The organism is Empedobacter tilapiae, assembly GCF_004785645.1.
GTDB lineage: Bacteria > Bacteroidota > Bacteroidia > Flavobacteriales > Weeksellaceae > Empedobacter > Empedobacter tilapiae.
Genome location: NZ_SRPE01000005.1, coordinates 261648 through 280420, shown reverse-complemented (window position 1 = coordinate 280420; position 18773 = coordinate 261648). Strand labels below are relative to the sequence as shown.

Sequence of the window (18773 nt, the reverse complement as noted above, 5' to 3'; positions counted from 1 at the left end):
TATTGGACACGTTTTTTTAATTTTATATAAATTATACACAAAACGATATGTATTGGTTAAGTTCTGATTTAATCTTTCCTGATTACGATGAGGTGAATAGTGAAGGAATAATAGCAATTGGAGGAGATCTTTCGCCAGAACGCTTAATTTTGGCTTATCAGAAAGGAATATTTCCTTGGTTTAATGAAGAAGATCCAATTATTTGGTGGTTTCCTCAAGATCGATTTGTTTTGTTTCCAGAAAATTTACATGTTTCGAAATCGATGAAGAAAGTTTTTCGAGATCAAACATTTACCTATTCAGAGAATAAAGCGTTTCGAGAAGTGATTACAAATTGTTCGCAAGCCTATAGAAAAGATCAGGACGGAACGTGGATTACAAATGATATGATCGAAGCATATTGTACGTTACATGAAATGGGAATCGCTAAAAGTATTGAAGTTTGGCAAAACGACGAATTGGTTGGTGGTTTTTATGGAATTGGTATGGGCGATGTTTTTTGTGGAGAAAGTATGTTTGCGAAAGTGAGCAATGCTTCCAAGGCTGGTTTTATACAATTTGTTGCAAAATATCACAAGAAATATAAATTGATCGATTGTCAAGTTTATACCGAACATTTGGCGAGTTTGGGCGCAATGGAAATTCCAAGTGATGTTTTTTTGGAATATTTAGAACATAATCAATCAAAATAATATGAAAAAATTTACAGTTGCCGATATAGAAAAAGCACATGAAAAAGTGAAATCTGGAGCAGATTTTCCGAATTATATCAAAGAGATTAAATCTTTAGGCGTTATAGCTTTTGAGACTTGGGTGGTAGATAGTCATACTAATTATTTTGGTACAGATGATTTTAAAACGACATCTGATGCACACTATGATGATTTAATGATTGTAGATGATGTAAATATTGAAAAGTTTACAGCGTATCTAAAAAATCATCAAAAAGGTGAAACAGATTATTTTACGTTTTGCAAGCATTGTGCAGAAACAGGCGTAGAGAAATGGATTGTTTCTTTAGAAGATTATACTTGTACTTATTTTGACAAAAATGGAAACACAATATTAAATGAAAAAATCCCGCATTAATAGCGAGATTTTTTATGATTTACTCATCAATTTACTTCGTAAAAGTAATAGGATATTTTAGATTTTTATACTCGTTAAGATCTGCATTTAAAGATCCAACTAATAAACCAGCTTTTATTTTTAGCGGAACTAAGTTATCATCGTCAGAAATCCACATTGTAACCGATTCTGATTCTTTGAAAACACGACCAGATTGTACGTACGGACGAATTTTGATTGCTGCAATTTTTCCGAATTTTGTTTTTAAGGTTTCACGTCCCAAAACTTTCAATCGAAATTTAAGCGTTTCGTCACCAAGAAAAATATTTTCGTTCAAATAATCTCCTGTTTTAAGAGTAGCATGATTGGCATTACGTAAGCTATAGAAAGCAGAAAGCAAATCTTGTGCATCGTAAGGAATAGTTTCTGTTTTTGTTGTACCATCTCTCTTATTTTCAACTTTTGCTTTTTTGTTTGCATGGTCAAAATAATAGATTTGATGACGTTTATAACTTCCTTCTACAACATTTCGAATAAATTTTGTTGGTTTTAAATCTGTTTTATCAATAAAAGATTCGTAGTTATCATCTACCTTAAAAAAAGCACGTACTGCACCTGTAGAATTTCCTTTTCCTACAATATGATAATGACTTTTTCCATTTAAAGTGGCTTCTTTCACATCAATTGTTGCAAAACCAGCATTTAATCCGGAATAATGAACTCTAAATTTTAGATTTTCTCCAACTTTGTAATTGTTTTGAGCGTTTAATGGTAATGCGAATGAAAGGACAATAAAAGTAAAAAATAAAATATATTTTTTCATTTTCAATTTTTTCGTTTTGTGGTTAAGATTCAAATTGTTTGCCAAAAATAATAAAACGCCTTTATAAATTGATATAAAGGCGTTCTAATTATTTTATTCTGAATTAGAATACTCTAATTTTCTTCTTTGATAGAAGTCACATGATCAGCTTCAGTTGAAGTTTCAAAATCTGAAACATTGATAACCGAAACGATTTCAGGAACATATTTTTTAATGGTCATTTCAACACCTGACTTTAACGTCATTTGGTTGACAGAACATGCTATACATGCACCTGTAAGGCGAACTTTTACAATATTATCTTCTACAGATACTAATTCGATATCGCCTCCATCTGAATTTAAGAATGGTCTAATTTCAGTTAAGGCCTTTTCAACTTCTGAATATTTTTCTTCTGGAGTCATGATCTTTTTTTTTTTTAATTTTTAGCCGAACAACCTGCCATTGTTGTAATACGAACGGCTTCTGTTGGAGGCAAAGTATTGTTACGTTCTACTAAACTTTGTACTGTGTTACGTGCTATTTCTTTATAAACATTAGCTACAACAGTATCTTCTTGCATTGCAGCTGGACGACCAACGTCAGCAGCTTCGCGAATAGATTGTACAATTGGAATTTCTCCTAAGAAAGGAACCCCAATTTGTTCTGCTAAGTTCTTTGCACCATTTTGTCCAAAGATATAATATTTGTTGTTAGGTAATTCTTCTGGTGTAAAATACGCCATATTTTCTACAATTCCTAAAACTGGAACATTAATCGCTTCCATTTGGAACATACCAACTCCTTTTTTCGCATCTGCTAATGCAATATTTTGAGGTGTAGAAACCACAACTGCTCCTGTAATTGGAACTTGTTGAACGATAGATAAATGAATATCACCTGTTCCCGGAGGTAAATCGATTAATAAGAAATCTAAATCTCCCCAATGTGCATCACGAATCATTTGATTCAATGCTTTTGCAGCCATCGGCCCTCGCCAAACAATTGCTTGATCTGTATCAGCAAAGAAACCAATCGATAAGATTTTGATTCCATAAGCTTCTACTGGTTTTATTTTTGTTTTTCCATTAACTTCTACAGAATATGGACGAGCATCTTGACAATCGAACATAATTGGCATAGAAGGTCCGTAGATATCAGCATCTAATAAACCAACTTTGAATCCCATGTTTGCTAAACTTATGGCTAAGTTTGATGAAACAGTAGATTTTCCAACACCACCTTTTCCTGATGCTACAGCAATAATATTTTTAACACCTGGTAATTCTGAACCTTTGATTTCGTTCGGATTTTTTTCTTCAACTTCAACAGAAATGTTTAGTTTAAGATTTGACTCAGGTAAATTTTCTTTAAATGCATTTTTTAATGCAATTTCCAAACGCTTGCGTTCGTGCATTGCAGGCGAAGGAGAAACAATATCCAAAATAATATCATTTCCCATCACTTGAGCATTACGCATCCAATTGCGAATACCCAATTCTTCTAATACTTGATATATTTGATCTCTAGTGTAAGCCATTTTTTATTTTTAATCGTACAAAATTACGAAGAATCGAAGACTTTAAATAATCTAAAAACGTGATTTTAATTGTTTTGCTTTATAATTTGATAAATAGACTTAATTTAATGTATATTTAAACTTTAAATCTGACTATGGAAGAGCATATTATTTATCTGACGAATATAAGAAAACAGATTATTGATGAGCTTGAACAACACTCTCTGAAACAACTACTTTATATACCTGTAGGCTATAAAAATAATTTGTTTTGGAATGCTGCTCATGTTTTGGCAACACAGCAATTGATACATTATTATTTAACCGATAATAGGATGTTGGTCGATATCCAGTTTATTCAGAAGTATAAAAAAGGAACAATTGGAACTACGGAAGTAACGGAAGATGATGTGCAAGAATTGAAGGAAATGTTGGAAAGCACTCCAATGCAAATGTTCAAAGATTATCGTTCAGAAAAATTATCATATTACCGTTCATATAAAACAAGTTTTGGAATGACATTAGAGTCTATTGAAGACGCTATTTTGTATAACAACATTCATGAAGCAATGCATTTAGGATATATGATGGCAATGAAAAAGAATATTCCTTTTTAGGAAGTTATAAAACTTCAAAGTTTTACTTTGAAGTTTTATAACTAAATATTTATTGATTAAAACTCCAAATTAGCGCTTTTTCTTTAGTCGCTCTGTAAATTGTAGCATGTTCTTCTTTCGGTTCTGGAGAATAATTCCATTGTAGATTTTGAAGTTTTTCTTGTGTTAAAATATTTTTCAAATCATCTGTATAAGGCAAAATATCACTTGCTCCCGATCCTGCAAACCATAACTTTTTTGGAGTTGAAGGCAACTTAGCTAAATCATTTTTTGCATTCAATAACATTTTATGATCGTTCCACCAAAGCGAAGGATCAATTGCAATGTAATAATCAAACATTTCTGGCTGTTTCAAAAAAGTTTCAACAATAAATAAACCAGCTAAAGATTCTCCTATAATTCCTTTTTTCTCCGTTGTTCTATAACGCTTAGTAATTTCTGGAAATAATTCATTATTGATAAAACTTCTAAATTCAGAAGAACCACCAACAATTGGTGCTATTTTTTTATCTTCTTCGTTTTCTGTTAAAGGGCTTAAATCTTTACGACGCTGAATATTTTCAATTCCAACAAGAATCATTGGTGGAATTTTTTTAGTTTTTATTAATTCATTTAATGTATTGGCAATATGTGGAAAATCTTCCTTTGTACCACCATCAGGCATATACATAACTATAAATGAATCTTTTGAGGTAGAATAATAATCAGGTTTCCAAACATTAATAGTACGTGTTTCATTTAGACTGTTAGAACGAATAGTAAATGAATCATGTTCAGGGATAGGATCATTGTATTCAGGATAATTCGATGTTTTACAATTCCATAAAAAAAATGGTAATAGAACAAGGAATAATAATTTAAAAAATAATTTCATAAATATAATTTAATGTTAACTCTTCAAAAATACTTTTTTTTGATGAATTTAACTTTAATATAAAATGGTTAAATCTGAAAAAAATGAAAAGTAATTTTCAGTTTTATATTAATTATTCTATAATTGTTCGAAATGTAAGATTAATACGTGGTGTTTTTACTTTTTTGGTTGGTGGTAAGCGGTGCAGCCAATATGTTTGAGTAGTATCTTTCATAACCAAAAGACTTCCATGATCTAAAATAAGTTCAACTTTAATTTTTGACTCTTTATGTTTAAAGAAAAACTTACGAACAGCTCCAAAAGTTAAAGAAGCAATTGCTCCATCTTTTTTTAGATCTGTTTCTCCATCACTATGCCAAGCCATTCCTTCATCTCCATTATGATAAAGATTTAATAGACATGAATTGTAAGTTTCTCCTGTTTTTTCCTCAACGATTGCTTTTAATTCTAGTAATTCTTTAGTCCATGTTAATGCATGTTTAGTAATATTAGAATAAGAGTATTCAAATTTTTTATCGCCATACCAAGCTACTTTTCGTTTGGTTATTATTTTCTTACCAAAAATAATAGCCTCATCATTTCTCCACTCGATATTTTGCATTAATTGGGTATAATAAAAATCGGATTTATCTTTTGTGAAAACCTGTCCATAATAGTAAACAACACCATCATAAGGAAGATGATTTTCTATAGATTCATTATTTTGATGAAACAAGTCCATTTGTCTAAATATTATATTCAAGTTATTGATTAAAATAAATTAGGTTACTACTATTTAGTAACCTAATTATTATATTTAATATTCTAAAAATCTTACTTTATTTTCGACTGGCTGACGAACAGCTTCTGGCGATTCACCATCAAATTTTCCCATATAGAAAACACCAACACACTTTTCGCCCTCTTCCATAGTTGTAAACTCATCAACATTGGCGATAATGTTTGCTGGAGAAGACCAATATGCACCAATGTTTAGCGCATTTGCCATTAACCACATATTTTGAACAGCCATAGAAGTTGCAGCTAATTCTTCCCATTCAGGATTTTTTTCTGTATTGATAAAGTTAATTAAAACAATTTTATTCGACTTATCACATTTTTCAATTAATGCATTTATTTTGCGATCACTCAACTGATCTGTCGGCGTTCCTTGTACATAAACACGCTTTACATATTCGCGGAAACGGTCTTTTGCAGGTCCTTCTAATACAACAAAACGCCAAGGTTCGGTTTTTTTATGAGAAGGCGCCCAATTTGCAGCCTCAAAAATTTGATTCAATTCTTCACGCGTAATTTCTTCTTGATTGTATTGTGGAGGAAATATAGAGCGTCTATTTTTTATGATTGATAATAAATCGTTTGCATTCATGTTGTAACAATTATTAATTTTATTCTACTAATCAAGCAAATTTACATTAATTTCAATTAAACCAACGTTAAGATGAAAACATTAGATTACAACAAAATTGAGTATTACAAAAACAATAAATTTAAATTTGATATTGGGAAATATTTCAATCAGTCATTAGAACTTTTCCAAAATAATTGGCAGCCATTTGTTATTTATGCACTTGTCGCAGCCATTATTTATATGTTTACTTCGTTCACTGTAATCGGATTATTTTTTGTAATGTATCCTCTTATAATGGGATTTATGATAGGTGCAGAACGTGCCGAAAACAAAATGTCGTTAGAATTAGGTGACTTTTTTGGAGGTTTCAAAAATATAGGAAGCTATTTCCTTTTAACACTTATCGTTATGGGAGTTTCGCTTGTCATTTTATCACCATATATTATATTTTCTTTTTTACCACTTATGTTTAATGATCCCGAAAATGTAAACCCAGCATTGATGATAGGTTCATCGCTTTTTGGTATGTTATACATCTTAGTGGCGACAGTATTTTTATTGTTCTTACAAGCGTGTATTTATCTGGCTCCGTATCTTATTCATTACGGAAATATGAGCGCTATTGATGCAATGAAAACTTCTTATGCAATCGTAAAAAAGAATTTTTGGTGGATGGTTTTAATAGCTATTGTTGTAAGTCTGGTTGCTTCAATAGGTGCTATTGCTTGTTATATAGGTGCGTTAGCAACTTATCCAGTTGGTTATATGATGGTTTATTTTATGTTAAAAGATATGATTTTGACGGATGATGAAAAAACAGAAATTGATCTACTTGGTACAAATCAAGAATAATATTAATTTTATCGAATGTTAGCAAAGCATTCGATTTTTACGAAAATGAATGAATTGGGAGCTGCAAAAGTTCCCTTTTTTTTTATGATCGATTTTTTGAAAGAAAATGGAGAAGTAATTCCGTTAAATGAATTACATGATGAGATAAAATTTGAAATAGATTCACCAAAAAAAGAATCTTTTCAGAAAGATTTTAAATTCAATAAATTCCCGATTTCTTTTGACGAGTATTTGCCAAAATTCAATTATGTTCACGATAATCTTTTGTTCGGAAATTCATATTTAACGAATTTAACGCTTCCAACAAAAATTGAAACTGATTTGTCTTTGAATGAAATTTTTCAGTTTTCTGAAGCAAAATATAAATTGAAATATAAAGACGAATTTGTTTGTTTTTCTCCTGAACGTTTTGTGAAAATTGAAGATCAAAAAATCTTTTCAAATCCAATGAAAGGAACTATTGATGCTTCGATTCCAAATGCAAAACAACTCATTTTAAATGATGAAAAAGAAGCTGCCGAACATGCTACAATTGTCGATTTAATTAGAAATGATTTGAGCCTTGTTTCAGAAAATATTGAGGTGACAAATTATCGATATATCGATGAGGTGAAGACAAATGATAAAACATTATTGCAAGTGAGTTCTGAGATAAAAGGTGATTTGAACGATGATTATTATCGAAACTTAGGAACGATTTTCAATCAGCTTTTACCTGCTGGTTCTATTTGCGGTGCTCCAAAAAAGAAAACCGTCGAAATTATTTTAGAAGCAGAAAAGTATCATCGAAATTTTTATACAGGAATTTTTGGTGTTTTTGATGGCGAAAATCTTGATAGCGCTGTGATGATTCGTTTTATCGAAAATAATCAAGGTGAGATGTTTTTCAAGAGTGGAGGAGGAATAACGGCGAAAAGTAAGGCAAAATTAGAATACGAAGAATTAATTCAGAAAGTATATGTTCCAATTTATTGAATCTATTTGTTGTGTGAATAAACAACTTCGAAATTTAGAATTTCATCAAGCGAGATTTGATCGAACAAGAAATGATAATTTTACTGAAATCAATCCGATTTTATTAAACGAAATTATCAATTTTCCAACAGACTTAACGGACGAAAAATATAAAGTTAGAATTGTTTATGATCGAGAAATTCAATCGGTAGAATTTCAACAGTATCAAATCAAACCAATTGAAAGTATTCAACTTTTTGAAATCGAAAATAAAATTGATTATTCCTACAAATATTTAGATCGTTGGTTTTTTGATGAATATTTAAAAGAATCAAAAACAGATGATTTGGTGTTGGTGAAATCGAATTATATTACCGATTGTATTTATTCAAATATCGTTTTTTTTGATGGATCACAATGGATTACGCCACGAACTTTTTTGTTGAAAGGAACAATGCGAGAAGCTTTGTTGCAATCAGGCGAAATCATTCAGAAAAATATAAAAGTTTCAGATCTAGTTAATTTCAAATCGTTCAAACGAGTTAATGCAATGATGAGTTTAGACGAAAGCCAAGAATTGGATATTTCGTTGTTAATTCAATAACTCTATAAAATTTATAGAGTATTGTTTTCTTTTTCATTTTTTAACATTACCTTTGCATAACTTATCAAGAAAGGTGGAGGGATTGGCCCTGTGAAACCTTAGCAACCAGATGACTTATAATCTAAGGTGCTAAATCCAACCTATTAGAGGGAAAGATGAGTAAAAGTATTTCACTTTTATCTGTTGGTTTCTTGAAAGTTTTATGAAAATTAAAAATGAAAAGAAACAAATTTTTACTTGCTTCATTCGCATTTATTTGCGCATCTACACTTTTCGCTCAAGAAGTTGAAAAGGAGGAAACAAATCTTAACGAAGTTATTTTAATTGGTGGTCGTACATCAGAAAGAACGGTGGTTAATTCGTCAGTTCCTGTCGATATTATCGATGTTGAGAAATTGAAAACGTCTTCTCCTCAATTGAGTGTGAATGATATTTTGAATGTGGTTATTCCTTCTTTTAATTCGGTTCGTCAATCATCTGCAGATGGAACGGAGCATATCGATCCTGTGACATTGCGTGGAATGGGACCAGATCAGGTTTTGGTTTTGATTAATGGAAAACGTCGTCACACAACTTCCTTAGTGAATTATCAAAATACAGTAGGAAATGGTTCTGTTGGAACAGATTTAGGCGCAATTCCGATTTCGGCGATTGATAAAATTGAAGTTTTACGTGATGGTGCAGCTGCGCAATATGGTTCTGATGCGATTGCGGGAGTTGTAAATATTGTTTTGAAATCTAAACCAGGTGGTGACGCGTCTTTAACGTATGGTCAGACTTCTCGAAATGATGGAGAAACATACAATTTTAACGGAAGTTATGGAACGAAATTAGGACAATCAGGCTCAATTGTTTTTTCGGCAGTTGTAAGTGAGCGTAAGAAAACAAATCGTTCAAAAGATCATAATTTAGATATTTTTGGAGATAATTTCGCATACGATTTTGCAGATGATCCAGATGCAGCAAGAGCTGCGGATGATGCTAAAATTGCTGCTTTAGGACTTTCGAGAAAAGATTTTAGATTTCAAATTGGAGATGCGGCAATCAAAAATCAACAATTTTTTGTAAATGCTGAAACGGCGATTAATGATCGATTAGATTTTTATTCATTTGGAGGAGTTTCTTTACGTCAAGGAAATGGATTTGGTTTTAGAAGATTACCAAGCGAATTGTCTGAAGATGCGTTAAAAATTTATCCAAATGGTTTTCAAGCTACCTTAAAATCTAATGTAAATGATTATTCAAATTCGACAGGATTGCGTTATTCATATGATGGATGGAAAGTTGACTTGAGTAATACTTTTGGCTTAAATTCATTCAAATATGATTTAGAAAATTCAATTAATCAATTATTAGGGTTAAATTCTCCAACCGATTTTTATGCAGGGAAACATCAATTTTTACAAAATACAGTTAATTTAGATTTTTCGAAACGAATCAATCAAAATTTTAGTTTAGCGTTTGGAGGAGAATATCGTTTTGAACAATATAAAATAGAAGCTGGAGATGAAGCTTCATATATAGGAAAAGGATCTGAAGCATTTTCAGGATTTTCTCCATTAAATGCTGTAAAAGGTGATCGTCATTCAGTTGCGGCTTATGTAGATGGAGAATTGAAATTTGGAGATTTTACAGCTGATTTAGCTGGGCGATTTGAAAATTATTCAGATTTTGGAAGTACAATCAATGGAAAATTAGCAATGCGATACGAATACGCAAAAGGATATTCGGTTCGTGGAGCGATTTCGACAGGATTTAGAGCACCTTCTTTACAACAAAAATATTTTAGTAATTCTTATTCAGATTTATTTATTGATGATAACGGAAATCAAGTGTTGATAAATAAAGTTATTGTAAGAAATGATTCAGATTTATCTCGAGAAATTGGTTTAGATAAATTAAAAGAAGAAAAATCAATCAATGCAAGTTTAGGTTTAACATTTCGTCCGACTTCTAAATTGTTTATTACACTAGATGGATATTTTATAAAAGTTGATAACCGAATTGTGTTGACTTCTGATATTACAAATCCAGTGTTAGAAGCTAATGGAATAGCTGCAGCTCGTATCTTTACCAATGCAATTGACACAGAAACCAAAGGTTTGGATTTAGTTTTTTCTTATGATACACGTTTAGGTCGAGGAAAATTAAATACAAGTTTGTCAGGGAATATTAACGAAACGAAGATTGTTGGTTATCATTTTCCAACAGCTTTAACAATTCCGACAGAAGAATTTTTTGGTCCTGATCAAGTCAATATTATCGAATCATTAAGTCCAAGAACAAAAGTAACTTTAGGATTGAATTATGCAATTACTGGATTCAATTTTATGGTGCGTAACACATATTTCGGAAAAGTGACAAAAGATGGACATCCTTGGGGAAGTATCCAAGAACACACTGGAAAAGTGGTGACGGATGCTTCGGTTGGTTATGATATTACAAAGAATTTCAACTTTACAATTGGTGCAAATAATTTGTTTGATGTTTTCCCAGACAAACAAGTTTATGAGAATTCTTATTATGGAGTTTTTCCGTATGCACCAGTTCAAATGGGGATGACGGGAGCGTATTATTTTGCGCGTGCAAGTTTTAAATTTTAATCAATAATAAAAATATTCAAAGTGTCAATTTTAATGTAAATTCAACATTCAATTGGCACTTTTTTGTGTATGGCACATTCAAAAATTGGTTGGAAAACCGCAGCAGCATTAGTCATTTCGAATATGATCGGAACAGGTGTTTTTACCAGTTTGGGTTATCAGATTTCTGATCTAAAAAATACAACTTCTATCTTATTATTGTGGTCAATAGGAGGATTGTTAGCGTTGATTGGCGCATTTATTTATTCGGAATTAGCTTCAAAATTTAAACAATCAGGAGGAGATTATATTTATTTATCTCGGACATTTCATCCCGTTTTTGGCTATTTATCAAGTTGGATTTCTTTGTTCGTTGGTTTCTCTGCTCCAATATCTTTAGCAGCTTTGGCAATGGGAAAATACCTCAATGTCTTTGGATTGGATTTAGGAAAAGAATTTGCAATAGCCATGATATTGATTGTAGCTGTTTTTCAATCATTCAGTCTAAATTTGAGTAGTAAATTTCAGAATATTTTTACTATTCTAAAAGTTGTATTTATCATTGTTTTAATTGCTTTAGGTTTTTATTTTGCTCCAGCAGTTGAGCCAAATGCGGTACTTTTTGATTCGACTTGGAAAAATGAATTGCTACTTCCTGCATTTGCGACATCTTTGGTTTATGTTACTTTTGCTTATACAGGTTGGAATTCGGCTTCATATATCGTAGAAGAAATTGAGCAACCAAAACGAAACTTACCAAAAGCATTATTTATAGGTGTTATTTTTGTCACGATTTCTTATGTTTTGCTAAATTATGTTTTCTTGAAACATGCATCATCATCAGCTTTGGCTGGACAAGAAAATGTTGCAAATATTTCTTTTGGTAATCTACTTGGAAATAATGTAAAATGGGTGAGTTGCTTTATTGCTTTACAATTGATTGCGACGATTAGCGGTTATTTATGGATTGGTTCTCGTTTGACACAAGCTACCGCGCGTGAAAATAAATTGTGGAATTTTATGGCGAAAGAGAATAAAAATAGAATTCCGGTTCGTGCAATTTGGGTGCATACAGCAATTAGTATTTTGCTTATTTTTTCAGGAGATTTTGAAGTGATTTTTACTTACACATCTTTTGTTTTACAAATTTTAGCAACATTAGCAGTTTGTACAGCGTTCTTTATCAAACAAGATCAATTAACCATTATCAAAAGTAAATTCTTTTATGTTTTACCTGCGATATTTCTAGCTTTCAGTTTATATATCTGTTATTTCGTTTTAATGCAAAAACCAAAAGAGAGTTTATTTGGTTTAGGAATTATTGCATTAGGAATTGTTTTATTTTATTTTGATAAGCGTATAGAAATAAAAAAATAAAATAATTTATAAAAAAACTCGTGGTTAACGAGTTTTTTTATTTTAGCAAACCTCTTTTTTTTATAAAAAAGAGATTAAAATTACTTGATTTAACTTTTTTAAGAAAGTTATTCGTTTAAGACAAATTAAGTGTTTAATAAGATAATAAATTGATATGTTTTCCTGATTTTTGAGGATAAATGTTAAATTAAAATATCTTACATGATTAAAAAATTACTCTACTTCAATCTCTTGTTACTTGTAAGTATTTCAGGAGGGATTCTTAATGCACAAGAATATTGCTCATTTGATGATGTGAATGAAAGATATTTAGCTCAAAATCCGCAAATAAAACAGATGATAAATATTGCTGAAAAAGAAATGTCTTTAGCAATGGAAAGTGGAAAGTTATTTCATAAAAATACTGGACAAATTTACGAAATACCAGTTGTTGTACATGTTTTTGCAGATGATTCTCCTTTGGGTACTTTAGGTAATCCATCAGATACTCAAATTCAAGAATGGATTAATTTCACAAATCAACTTTATGAAAATTCTTATTATGAAGGAAATAGTAGTACTGTTTTTCCTTTTCGCTTGGTTTTAGCTAAACGTGATCCTAGCTGTGAAAATACAAATGGTATAGAACGATTTGATTTATCGCATAATCAAGACTATAATGAATTTGGACTGATATATACTGGTACAAAAGGAATAACAGAAGCTGAATTGAGAAAAATGAGTAGATGGGATCCTAGAAGTTATTATAATATTTATGTTACGAATAAAATTGATGGATTTGATGGTTCGTCGGGTGGAGGAACTAATGGTTATGCTTATTTGTATGGAGCTGCAGGAAATAGTGTTGATGGTGCTTATCATCATTCAGGAGTTGTAGGAATAAAACCAACTTTGGGACATGAAATAGGACATGCTTTAGGGTTGTATCATACATTTGGTCAAAAATCTTCGACAACAGAATGTCAAACAACTTCTGCTAACAATCCGTATACTACAGGTGATTTAGTCGCAGATACTTCACCTACAATTAACGGTAATTATTATAGACAAGTTTATGGTGTTTCTCAACCAACTAGTGCTATTATTAATGGATGTACAAATGAGCCTTTTGATGATGTAGTAACGAATGTAATGAATTATGGTAGTTATAGAAACAAATTTACTCAAGGACAAGCAGATCGTTCTGTGTCATTATTTTTACAATTTAGATCATCATTACTTAGTTCAAAAGCTTTAGTTCCAGTTGATGAAAATGAATCTCAAATTGTGTTAATAGAATCTTGTATTCCATCTCCATCAACTTTATTGCAAGGTGCATATGGTTACGGAATATCAGGTGTTAAATTTGGTGACATCAACGTAGCTTCTTCACCGAAAGATGGTTCAAATGCTTATTATACTGATTATTCGAAAAAATGTCTTATTAAAAATACTTTTACGGAAGTTTATGAGGGAAGAACTTATGAAATGATTCTTTCTGAAAAAACAGCAAATCCAGTTTCATTTATTGCATATTTAGATTTTAATAATGATGGGGTTTTTACAGAGAATGAAATTATTTTACCAAAAGTTAATATTCCAGCAGAAACGGGAGTTTGGACAGAAAAAACACATACTTTTTCAATTCATATTCCAAAAAATGTTGTAAAAAATAAACCTTTAAGATTGCGTGTTATTGGAGATTCTTCTAATGCTTCTTTTGGTGCTTGTGATACTAGAAGTCGTGGAGAAATAGAAGATTATGCTGTTGTTATAAAGTCTAATACAACAGTTTGGAACGGAGAATCTTGGAGCGAAGGAGTTCCTGATATAACAAAAGAAGCTATAGTTAGAGGAAATTTATTATTGTCAACAGATTTAATTGCTAATAAAATAACATTAGAAACAGGTTCTGTAATAATAAAAACAGGTTCAGTTTTAAAAGTTGAAAATGAGATTTTAAATAATTTAACAGCTGATAAATTTATTATTGAAGATGGAGCAAATATTATTCAGAGAAATTCTGATGCTATAAACACAGGAGAATTTACAGTTATAGTGAATAGTACACCAATGATTTTCAATGATGCAATGTTATGGTCTTCACCAGTTGAAGGACAAAATGTAAGAAGTTTTTCAGTAAATACACTAGAAAAACGTTTTTATATCTATAATGAACAAACAAATAAATTTGCAAGTTTATTTGTAAATGATCCGTTATATCCAAATAGTAATTTACAAAATCCTGCAACGTATAATTTCGAGAATGGATTAGGTTACCATATTCGTGTATCTAACAATCATACGCAAGTTAAACCAGGATCTATTTTTAAAGGAAAATTTATTGGAACATTAAATAATGGAATTATCCAACAAGTTGTCAAAAAAGATAACCTAGGATATAACCTCATAGGGAATCCATATCCTTCTTCAATAGATGCAGTAAAGTTTTTTGATAGTAATCCATCTGTCCAAACAATTTATTTTTGGACACATGAAGCGCCGTTAACATCTTCAGGTTATGCTAGTAATAATTATGCTTCTTTTAATCTAACAGGAGGCACTCAAGCGGCGGCTGGAGGAATAGTTCCTAATGGAATTATAGCGAAAGGGCAGGGGTTTATTGTAGAAACAGATGAAGCAACAATATTATCGTTTGATAATATTCATAGAACAGATGATCTTTCAGCTATTTTATTTAAAAATCAAGATGAGTCAAAACGTATTTGGATTAATTTATTTGAAGGGACGCAAGCTAAAAACCAAATATTAATTGGTTATATAAAAGGAGCCACAAATGGGTTCGATCCAAGAATGGATGCAAAATTAAATCCAAATTATGATGGATCTGTAGTTTATTCACTAATAGATAAATTAGTTGATCGTTTTGTAATTCAAGGTCGTGGATTACCTTTTTCTACAGAAGATGTTGTCAAATTAGGTTTTGAAGCTAAGTCAAATGCTTCATATACCATTGAATTAGATAATACTGAGAATATAGCAGATGATATGGCAATTTTCTTGCATGATAAAGAAGAAAAACAAGTTGTAGACTTAAGAAAACAAGCTTATACATTTAGCTCTCAAATTGGTGTATATAATGAACGCTTTGAAGTAATATACATGAATAAAACCTTAGGAGTAAATGATACTCCTAAAAGAGAAACAATTGTATTTAAAAATAATAATGCTATTGTAATAGAGTCATCAAAAGAAATAAAATCAATTGAAGTTTATGATATTTCTGGACGTTTAATTTTATCTAAATCAACCTCTGGAAAGAAAGTGAGTTTAACTAATCTACCTAAATTGAATGAAGTATTGGTAATAAAAATAATCAATACTGATCAAACAATTACTAGCACTAAAATCTTATTCTAATGAAAAAAATTATCTTACTAACATTATTTTCAGTATCACATTTAGCTTTTGCTAATGATGAAACTACTTTCTTCTCAAGTTCTAATAAGTCAAGTGATATTGGTCTTGTAGATGATCCTGATCCAATTCCAGAAGCGCCAATTAGTGATTATATATTACCTTTAATGGTTTTAGCTTCAGCTATAGGTTTTTATTATTCTAGAAGTAAAATCTTACCAAAAAAATAAATAATATTAAATAATAAAAAGCGAGAATTAATTCTCGCTTTTTATTTGGATTAATTTTGTCCATTGTTTTAGATTGTATCTTCTAAAAATTCCGAAATAACGTTGATTGAAAGAGTTTATCCAAATTGAATTGTCTTCACAATAAATCACTACAGTTTCGATATAATCTCTTCTGCGGAAATTGTATTTGTAAAAAATATTTCGCTCTGAATATTCAAAAAGAAATAATCCTTCTTCATTCAAAGATTCTGTAAAATTTGTTTGACGTTGCGCCAAATATTTAATCAAATCAATATTTTCTCTTAAAGATTTTGATGTTTTAATGTTGATGAAAAATCTGTCTTTTATAGAAACAAAAATTCTAATTATATAAAAAATTATTAGAACAAGGAATAGATAGTTTAGTCTTTCGTTTAAAGGAACAATAATAAAAGTTATGATTATAAAGAATAACAACATTGTTCCAAAATCTAAATAATTCCAAATCTCAAAAGGTAGAAAATACTTATCTCCAATTTTTTTTAGTTTAGTTTTTTGCTGAAATGTGGAAAGATTATTTGTATTCATTGTTTTAGATTCATCTTAAAAATAAGAAATATTATTGAATTGAAATAACCTTAAATGAATAACATTTGGTGTGTTTTATTAAAATAAGAAATTTTAATTATAAAAGATAAACATTCGAATCATTTTTGTAATTTTGCACCTCTAAAAATAAGTAACAAATACAAATCAATAAAATGGCAAACATTACATTTACAATGATTAAGCCTGATGCAGTTGCAAAAGGACACATCGGAGATATTTTAAAAGACATTACTGACGCTGGTTTCAAAATCAAAGCGGCTAAAATGACTCAATTAGCGAAACAAGATGCTGAAGCATTTTACGCTATCCACGCTGAACGTCCTTTCTTCAAGGATTTAGTAGAATTCATGACTTCTGGGCCAATCGTTGCAGCAGTTTTAGAAAAAGACAACGCAGTTGCTGATTTCCGTACTTTAATCGGAGCTACTAATCCAGCTGAGGCTGCAGAAGGTACAATCCGTGCTAAATACGCTGAATCTATTGACGCTAACGCTGTTCACGGTTCTGATTCTGACGAAAACGCTGCTATTGAAGCTGCTTTCCACTTTGCTGCGAAAGAAATTTTCTAATCGAATAAGGTTACAAAACATCATATAAATCCTTCTGAAAATATTCAGAAGGATTTTTTTTGGTTCAAAATTTACTTACCTTTAAATCAAATTCTAAAAAATGAAAAAAATAATTTTAGCCACATTTACAATCGCAGCTTTCGTTGTGTCAAGTTGTAAAAGCGAAACAGAACCTGTAAAAAATGAAGTAGAAAATGTTGAAGATTCGTTGAGGTTAGAAGCTAAAACAGCTGAAAATTCGATTCAATTTGAAGGAACTTATAAAGGAATTTTGCCTTGCTACGAAAAAGATTGTAAAGAGGTTGAAATGGAAATAAAATTATTGCCAAATAAAGGATATGTTTATTCTACAAAGCGTTTGGGGCTAGATGATCATGCAATTATGACGACTGGTATTTTTCAGTTTAAAGAAGATGGAAATACAATTGTTTTTCCGGAAGTTGCAAATGTTCCGAATGCATTTTTGGTTGAAGAAGGGAAAATTACTCAGTTAAATAAAAGTCAGAAAAAAATAGAATCGGCTGATTCTACGAAATTTGTTTTGATAAAAGAATAATAAAAAAGGTTTCATAAAGAAACCTTTTTTATTATTATCTAGAATTATATATAAATTTAATGAGAAGCTGAACTAAATTTAGCCTGAAACATACTCAAAATATTTTACCTCAATTCCAATCGACAAACGAAGTTTACTTTATCTTCATTTACAATTTTAAACTGAATTAAATTCTCAGTTTCTAATTTCTGAATTTTGATTTCGTCGTGTAAACTTAATTCCTTCAAGAAATTCATATCAATCGCTTTGATACGATGTTTGAATATTATTTCAGGATCAATAGTATTCAAACACCAATCCAAATATTTGGTATTATTTGCGTGTTTTACGATATCCAAATCAGAAAACTGAACTTGGTATTGAATAACTTCTGTTGGTTCAAAATCTTTATCTAAAATCGAATTATCGATTTCAGTTGGTTTTAAATCTGGAAAACGTTCAATGTGAGATGAATCAAGTTGAAGAATATCCGGACGACGTTTTTCTGTATTAAAAACTGCCCACAAACTTGAAGCTCCAATTAATTTTTTTCCATTTTTTTCGATTGTAAAATCACGAATAGATTTAGCTCCTTTCAGTACTTCAATCCATGTTTTTACATCAACAAAATCTGTCCAAGAAGGCAATTCATCAATCTCAATTCGAAGTCGATTCATTACCCAAGATTGACTAAATTCTTGTAAATCAAAGAAGCCTAAACCTCCTTTTATAGCGTGTTCCGAAGCTGTTAATTGAAAAAGATTTGCCATTTCAGACAATTTCATTTTACCTGTCGGATCACATTGAGAAAAATAAATTTCCCAATTTTTCGTATAAATTGATTTAAAATCTTCTGCTATTGGCATCGATAAAGTTTTGAATCTATTATTCTGA

20 protein-coding genes and 1 riboswitch are annotated in these 18773 nt (G+C 30.5%); of the genes, 12 read left to right on the top strand and 8 right to left on the bottom strand.

All coding sequences use genetic code 11. The annotated features are described in order from the left end of the window. Positions 1-47 precede the first annotated feature (47 nt). A complete protein-coding gene (gene aat, locus E4J94_RS08865; RefSeq protein ID WP_135835458.1) occupies positions 48-692 on the top strand; it encodes a leucyl/phenylalanyl-tRNA--protein transferase in 645 nt (214 codons plus the stop codon). A 1-nt stretch (position 693) separates the two neighbouring features. Further along, positions 694-1089, top strand: a complete 396-nt coding sequence (locus E4J94_RS08860; protein ID WP_135835457.1) for a DUF1398 domain-containing protein — start codon at positions 694-696, stop codon at positions 1087-1089. 31 nt (positions 1090-1120) lie between these two features. On the opposite strand, the gene E4J94_RS08855 is transcribed toward E4J94_RS08860, so the two are convergent. The 3 genes from E4J94_RS08855 to E4J94_RS08845 form a co-directional block, all read right to left on the bottom strand. Continuing rightward, the gene (locus E4J94_RS08855; RefSeq protein WP_135835456.1) at positions 1121-1891 is read right to left on the bottom strand and encodes a DUF3108 domain-containing protein; all 771 of its coding nucleotides are present in this window, start codon (positions 1889-1891) and stop codon (positions 1121-1123) included. A 113-nt stretch (positions 1892-2004) separates the two neighbouring features. Next, complete coding sequence (locus E4J94_RS08850; RefSeq protein WP_135835455.1) at positions 2005-2295, bottom strand: NifU family protein; 291 nt, start codon at positions 2293-2295, stop codon at positions 2005-2007. A 14-nt stretch (positions 2296-2309) separates the two neighbouring features. After that, on the bottom strand, positions 2310-3410 hold the full coding sequence (locus E4J94_RS08845; protein ID WP_135835454.1) for an Mrp/NBP35 family ATP-binding protein: 1101 nt from the start codon (positions 3408-3410) through the stop codon (positions 2310-2312). A 134-nt stretch (positions 3411-3544) separates the two neighbouring features. On the opposite strand from E4J94_RS08845, the gene E4J94_RS08840 reads away from it, so the two are divergent. Then, positions 3545-4006, top strand: a complete 462-nt coding sequence (locus E4J94_RS08840; protein ID WP_135835453.1) for a DinB family protein — start codon at positions 3545-3547, stop codon at positions 4004-4006. A 49-nt stretch (positions 4007-4055) separates the two neighbouring features. Here E4J94_RS08840 and E4J94_RS08835 read toward each other — a convergent pair whose 3' ends face one another. The 3 genes from E4J94_RS08835 to E4J94_RS08825 all read right to left on the bottom strand — a co-directional run bounded on the left by E4J94_RS08835 (position 4056) and on the right by E4J94_RS08825 (position 6249). Then, a complete protein-coding gene (locus E4J94_RS08835) occupies positions 4056-4880 on the bottom strand; it encodes an alpha/beta hydrolase (protein ID WP_135835452.1) in 825 nt (274 codons plus the stop codon). 112 nt (positions 4881-4992) lie between these two features. Then, positions 4993-5601: an alpha-ketoglutarate-dependent dioxygenase AlkB family protein gene (locus tag E4J94_RS08830; RefSeq protein WP_135835451.1), complete on the bottom strand. Its 609-nt coding sequence runs from the start codon at positions 5599-5601 to the stop codon at positions 4993-4995. A 75-nt stretch (positions 5602-5676) separates the two neighbouring features. Then, complete coding sequence (locus tag E4J94_RS08825) at positions 5677-6249, bottom strand: nitroreductase family protein (protein ID WP_135835450.1); 573 nt, start codon at positions 6247-6249, stop codon at positions 5677-5679. Between the two features lie 72 nt (positions 6250-6321). Here E4J94_RS08825 and E4J94_RS08820 point away from each other — a divergent pair, with 72 nt between their 5' ends. The 7 genes from E4J94_RS08820 to E4J94_RS08790 all read left to right on the top strand — a co-directional run bounded on the left by E4J94_RS08820 (position 6322) and on the right by E4J94_RS08790 (position 16187). Beyond that, on the top strand, positions 6322-7083 hold the full coding sequence (locus E4J94_RS08820; RefSeq protein WP_135835449.1) for a DUF2189 domain-containing protein: 762 nt from the start codon (positions 6322-6324) through the stop codon (positions 7081-7083). A gap of 15 nt (positions 7084-7098) precedes the next feature. After that, positions 7099-8058: an aminodeoxychorismate synthase component I gene (locus tag E4J94_RS08815; RefSeq protein WP_135835448.1), complete on the top strand. Its 960-nt coding sequence runs from the start codon at positions 7099-7101 to the stop codon at positions 8056-8058. Continuing rightward, the gene (locus E4J94_RS08810) at positions 8042-8641 is read left to right on the top strand and encodes an aminotransferase class IV (RefSeq protein WP_135835447.1); all 600 of its coding nucleotides are present in this window, start codon (positions 8042-8044) and stop codon (positions 8639-8641) included. The genes E4J94_RS08815 and E4J94_RS08810 overlap by 17 nt, the downstream gene beginning before the upstream one ends. Positions 8642-8699: 58 nt before the next feature. Continuing rightward, a riboswitch (SAM riboswitch) is annotated at positions 8700-8803 on the top strand. 53 nt (positions 8804-8856) lie between these two features. Further along, positions 8857-11244: a TonB-dependent receptor plug domain-containing protein gene (locus E4J94_RS08805; protein ID WP_135835446.1), complete on the top strand. Its 2388-nt coding sequence runs from the start codon at positions 8857-8859 to the stop codon at positions 11242-11244. A 69-nt stretch (positions 11245-11313) separates the two neighbouring features. Beyond that, complete coding sequence (locus E4J94_RS08800; RefSeq protein WP_135835445.1) at positions 11314-12600, top strand: APC family permease; 1287 nt, start codon at positions 11314-11316, stop codon at positions 12598-12600. A 201-nt stretch (positions 12601-12801) separates the two neighbouring features. Then, complete coding sequence (locus E4J94_RS08795; RefSeq protein WP_135835444.1) at positions 12802-15960, top strand: GEVED domain-containing protein; 3159 nt, start codon at positions 12802-12804, stop codon at positions 15958-15960. Next, positions 15960-16187, top strand: coding sequence for a hypothetical protein (locus E4J94_RS08790; RefSeq protein ID WP_135835443.1), 228 nt, complete (start codon positions 15960-15962; stop codon positions 16185-16187). The genes E4J94_RS08795 and E4J94_RS08790 overlap by 1 nt, the downstream gene beginning before the upstream one ends. Before the next feature lie 27 nt (positions 16188-16214). On the opposite strand, the gene E4J94_RS08785 is transcribed toward E4J94_RS08790, so the two are convergent. After that, on the bottom strand, positions 16215-16754 hold the full coding sequence (locus E4J94_RS08785) for a hypothetical protein (protein ID WP_135835442.1): 540 nt from the start codon (positions 16752-16754) through the stop codon (positions 16215-16217). Between the two features lie 173 nt (positions 16755-16927). Between E4J94_RS08785 and E4J94_RS08780 the strand changes: the two genes are divergently transcribed. Continuing rightward, positions 16928-17344, top strand: coding sequence for a nucleoside-diphosphate kinase (locus E4J94_RS08780; RefSeq protein ID WP_038330990.1), 417 nt, complete (start codon positions 16928-16930; stop codon positions 17342-17344). A gap of 100 nt (positions 17345-17444) precedes the next feature. Further along, a complete protein-coding gene (locus E4J94_RS08775) occupies positions 17445-17900 on the top strand; it encodes a copper resistance protein NlpE N-terminal domain-containing protein (protein WP_135835441.1) in 456 nt (151 codons plus the stop codon). 104 nt (positions 17901-18004) lie between these two features. On the opposite strand, the gene E4J94_RS08770 is transcribed toward E4J94_RS08775, so the two are convergent. Then, a complete protein-coding gene (locus E4J94_RS08770; RefSeq protein WP_135835440.1) occupies positions 18005-18745 on the bottom strand; it encodes an acyl-[acyl-carrier-protein] thioesterase in 741 nt (246 codons plus the stop codon). Positions 18746-18773 lie beyond the last annotated feature (28 nt).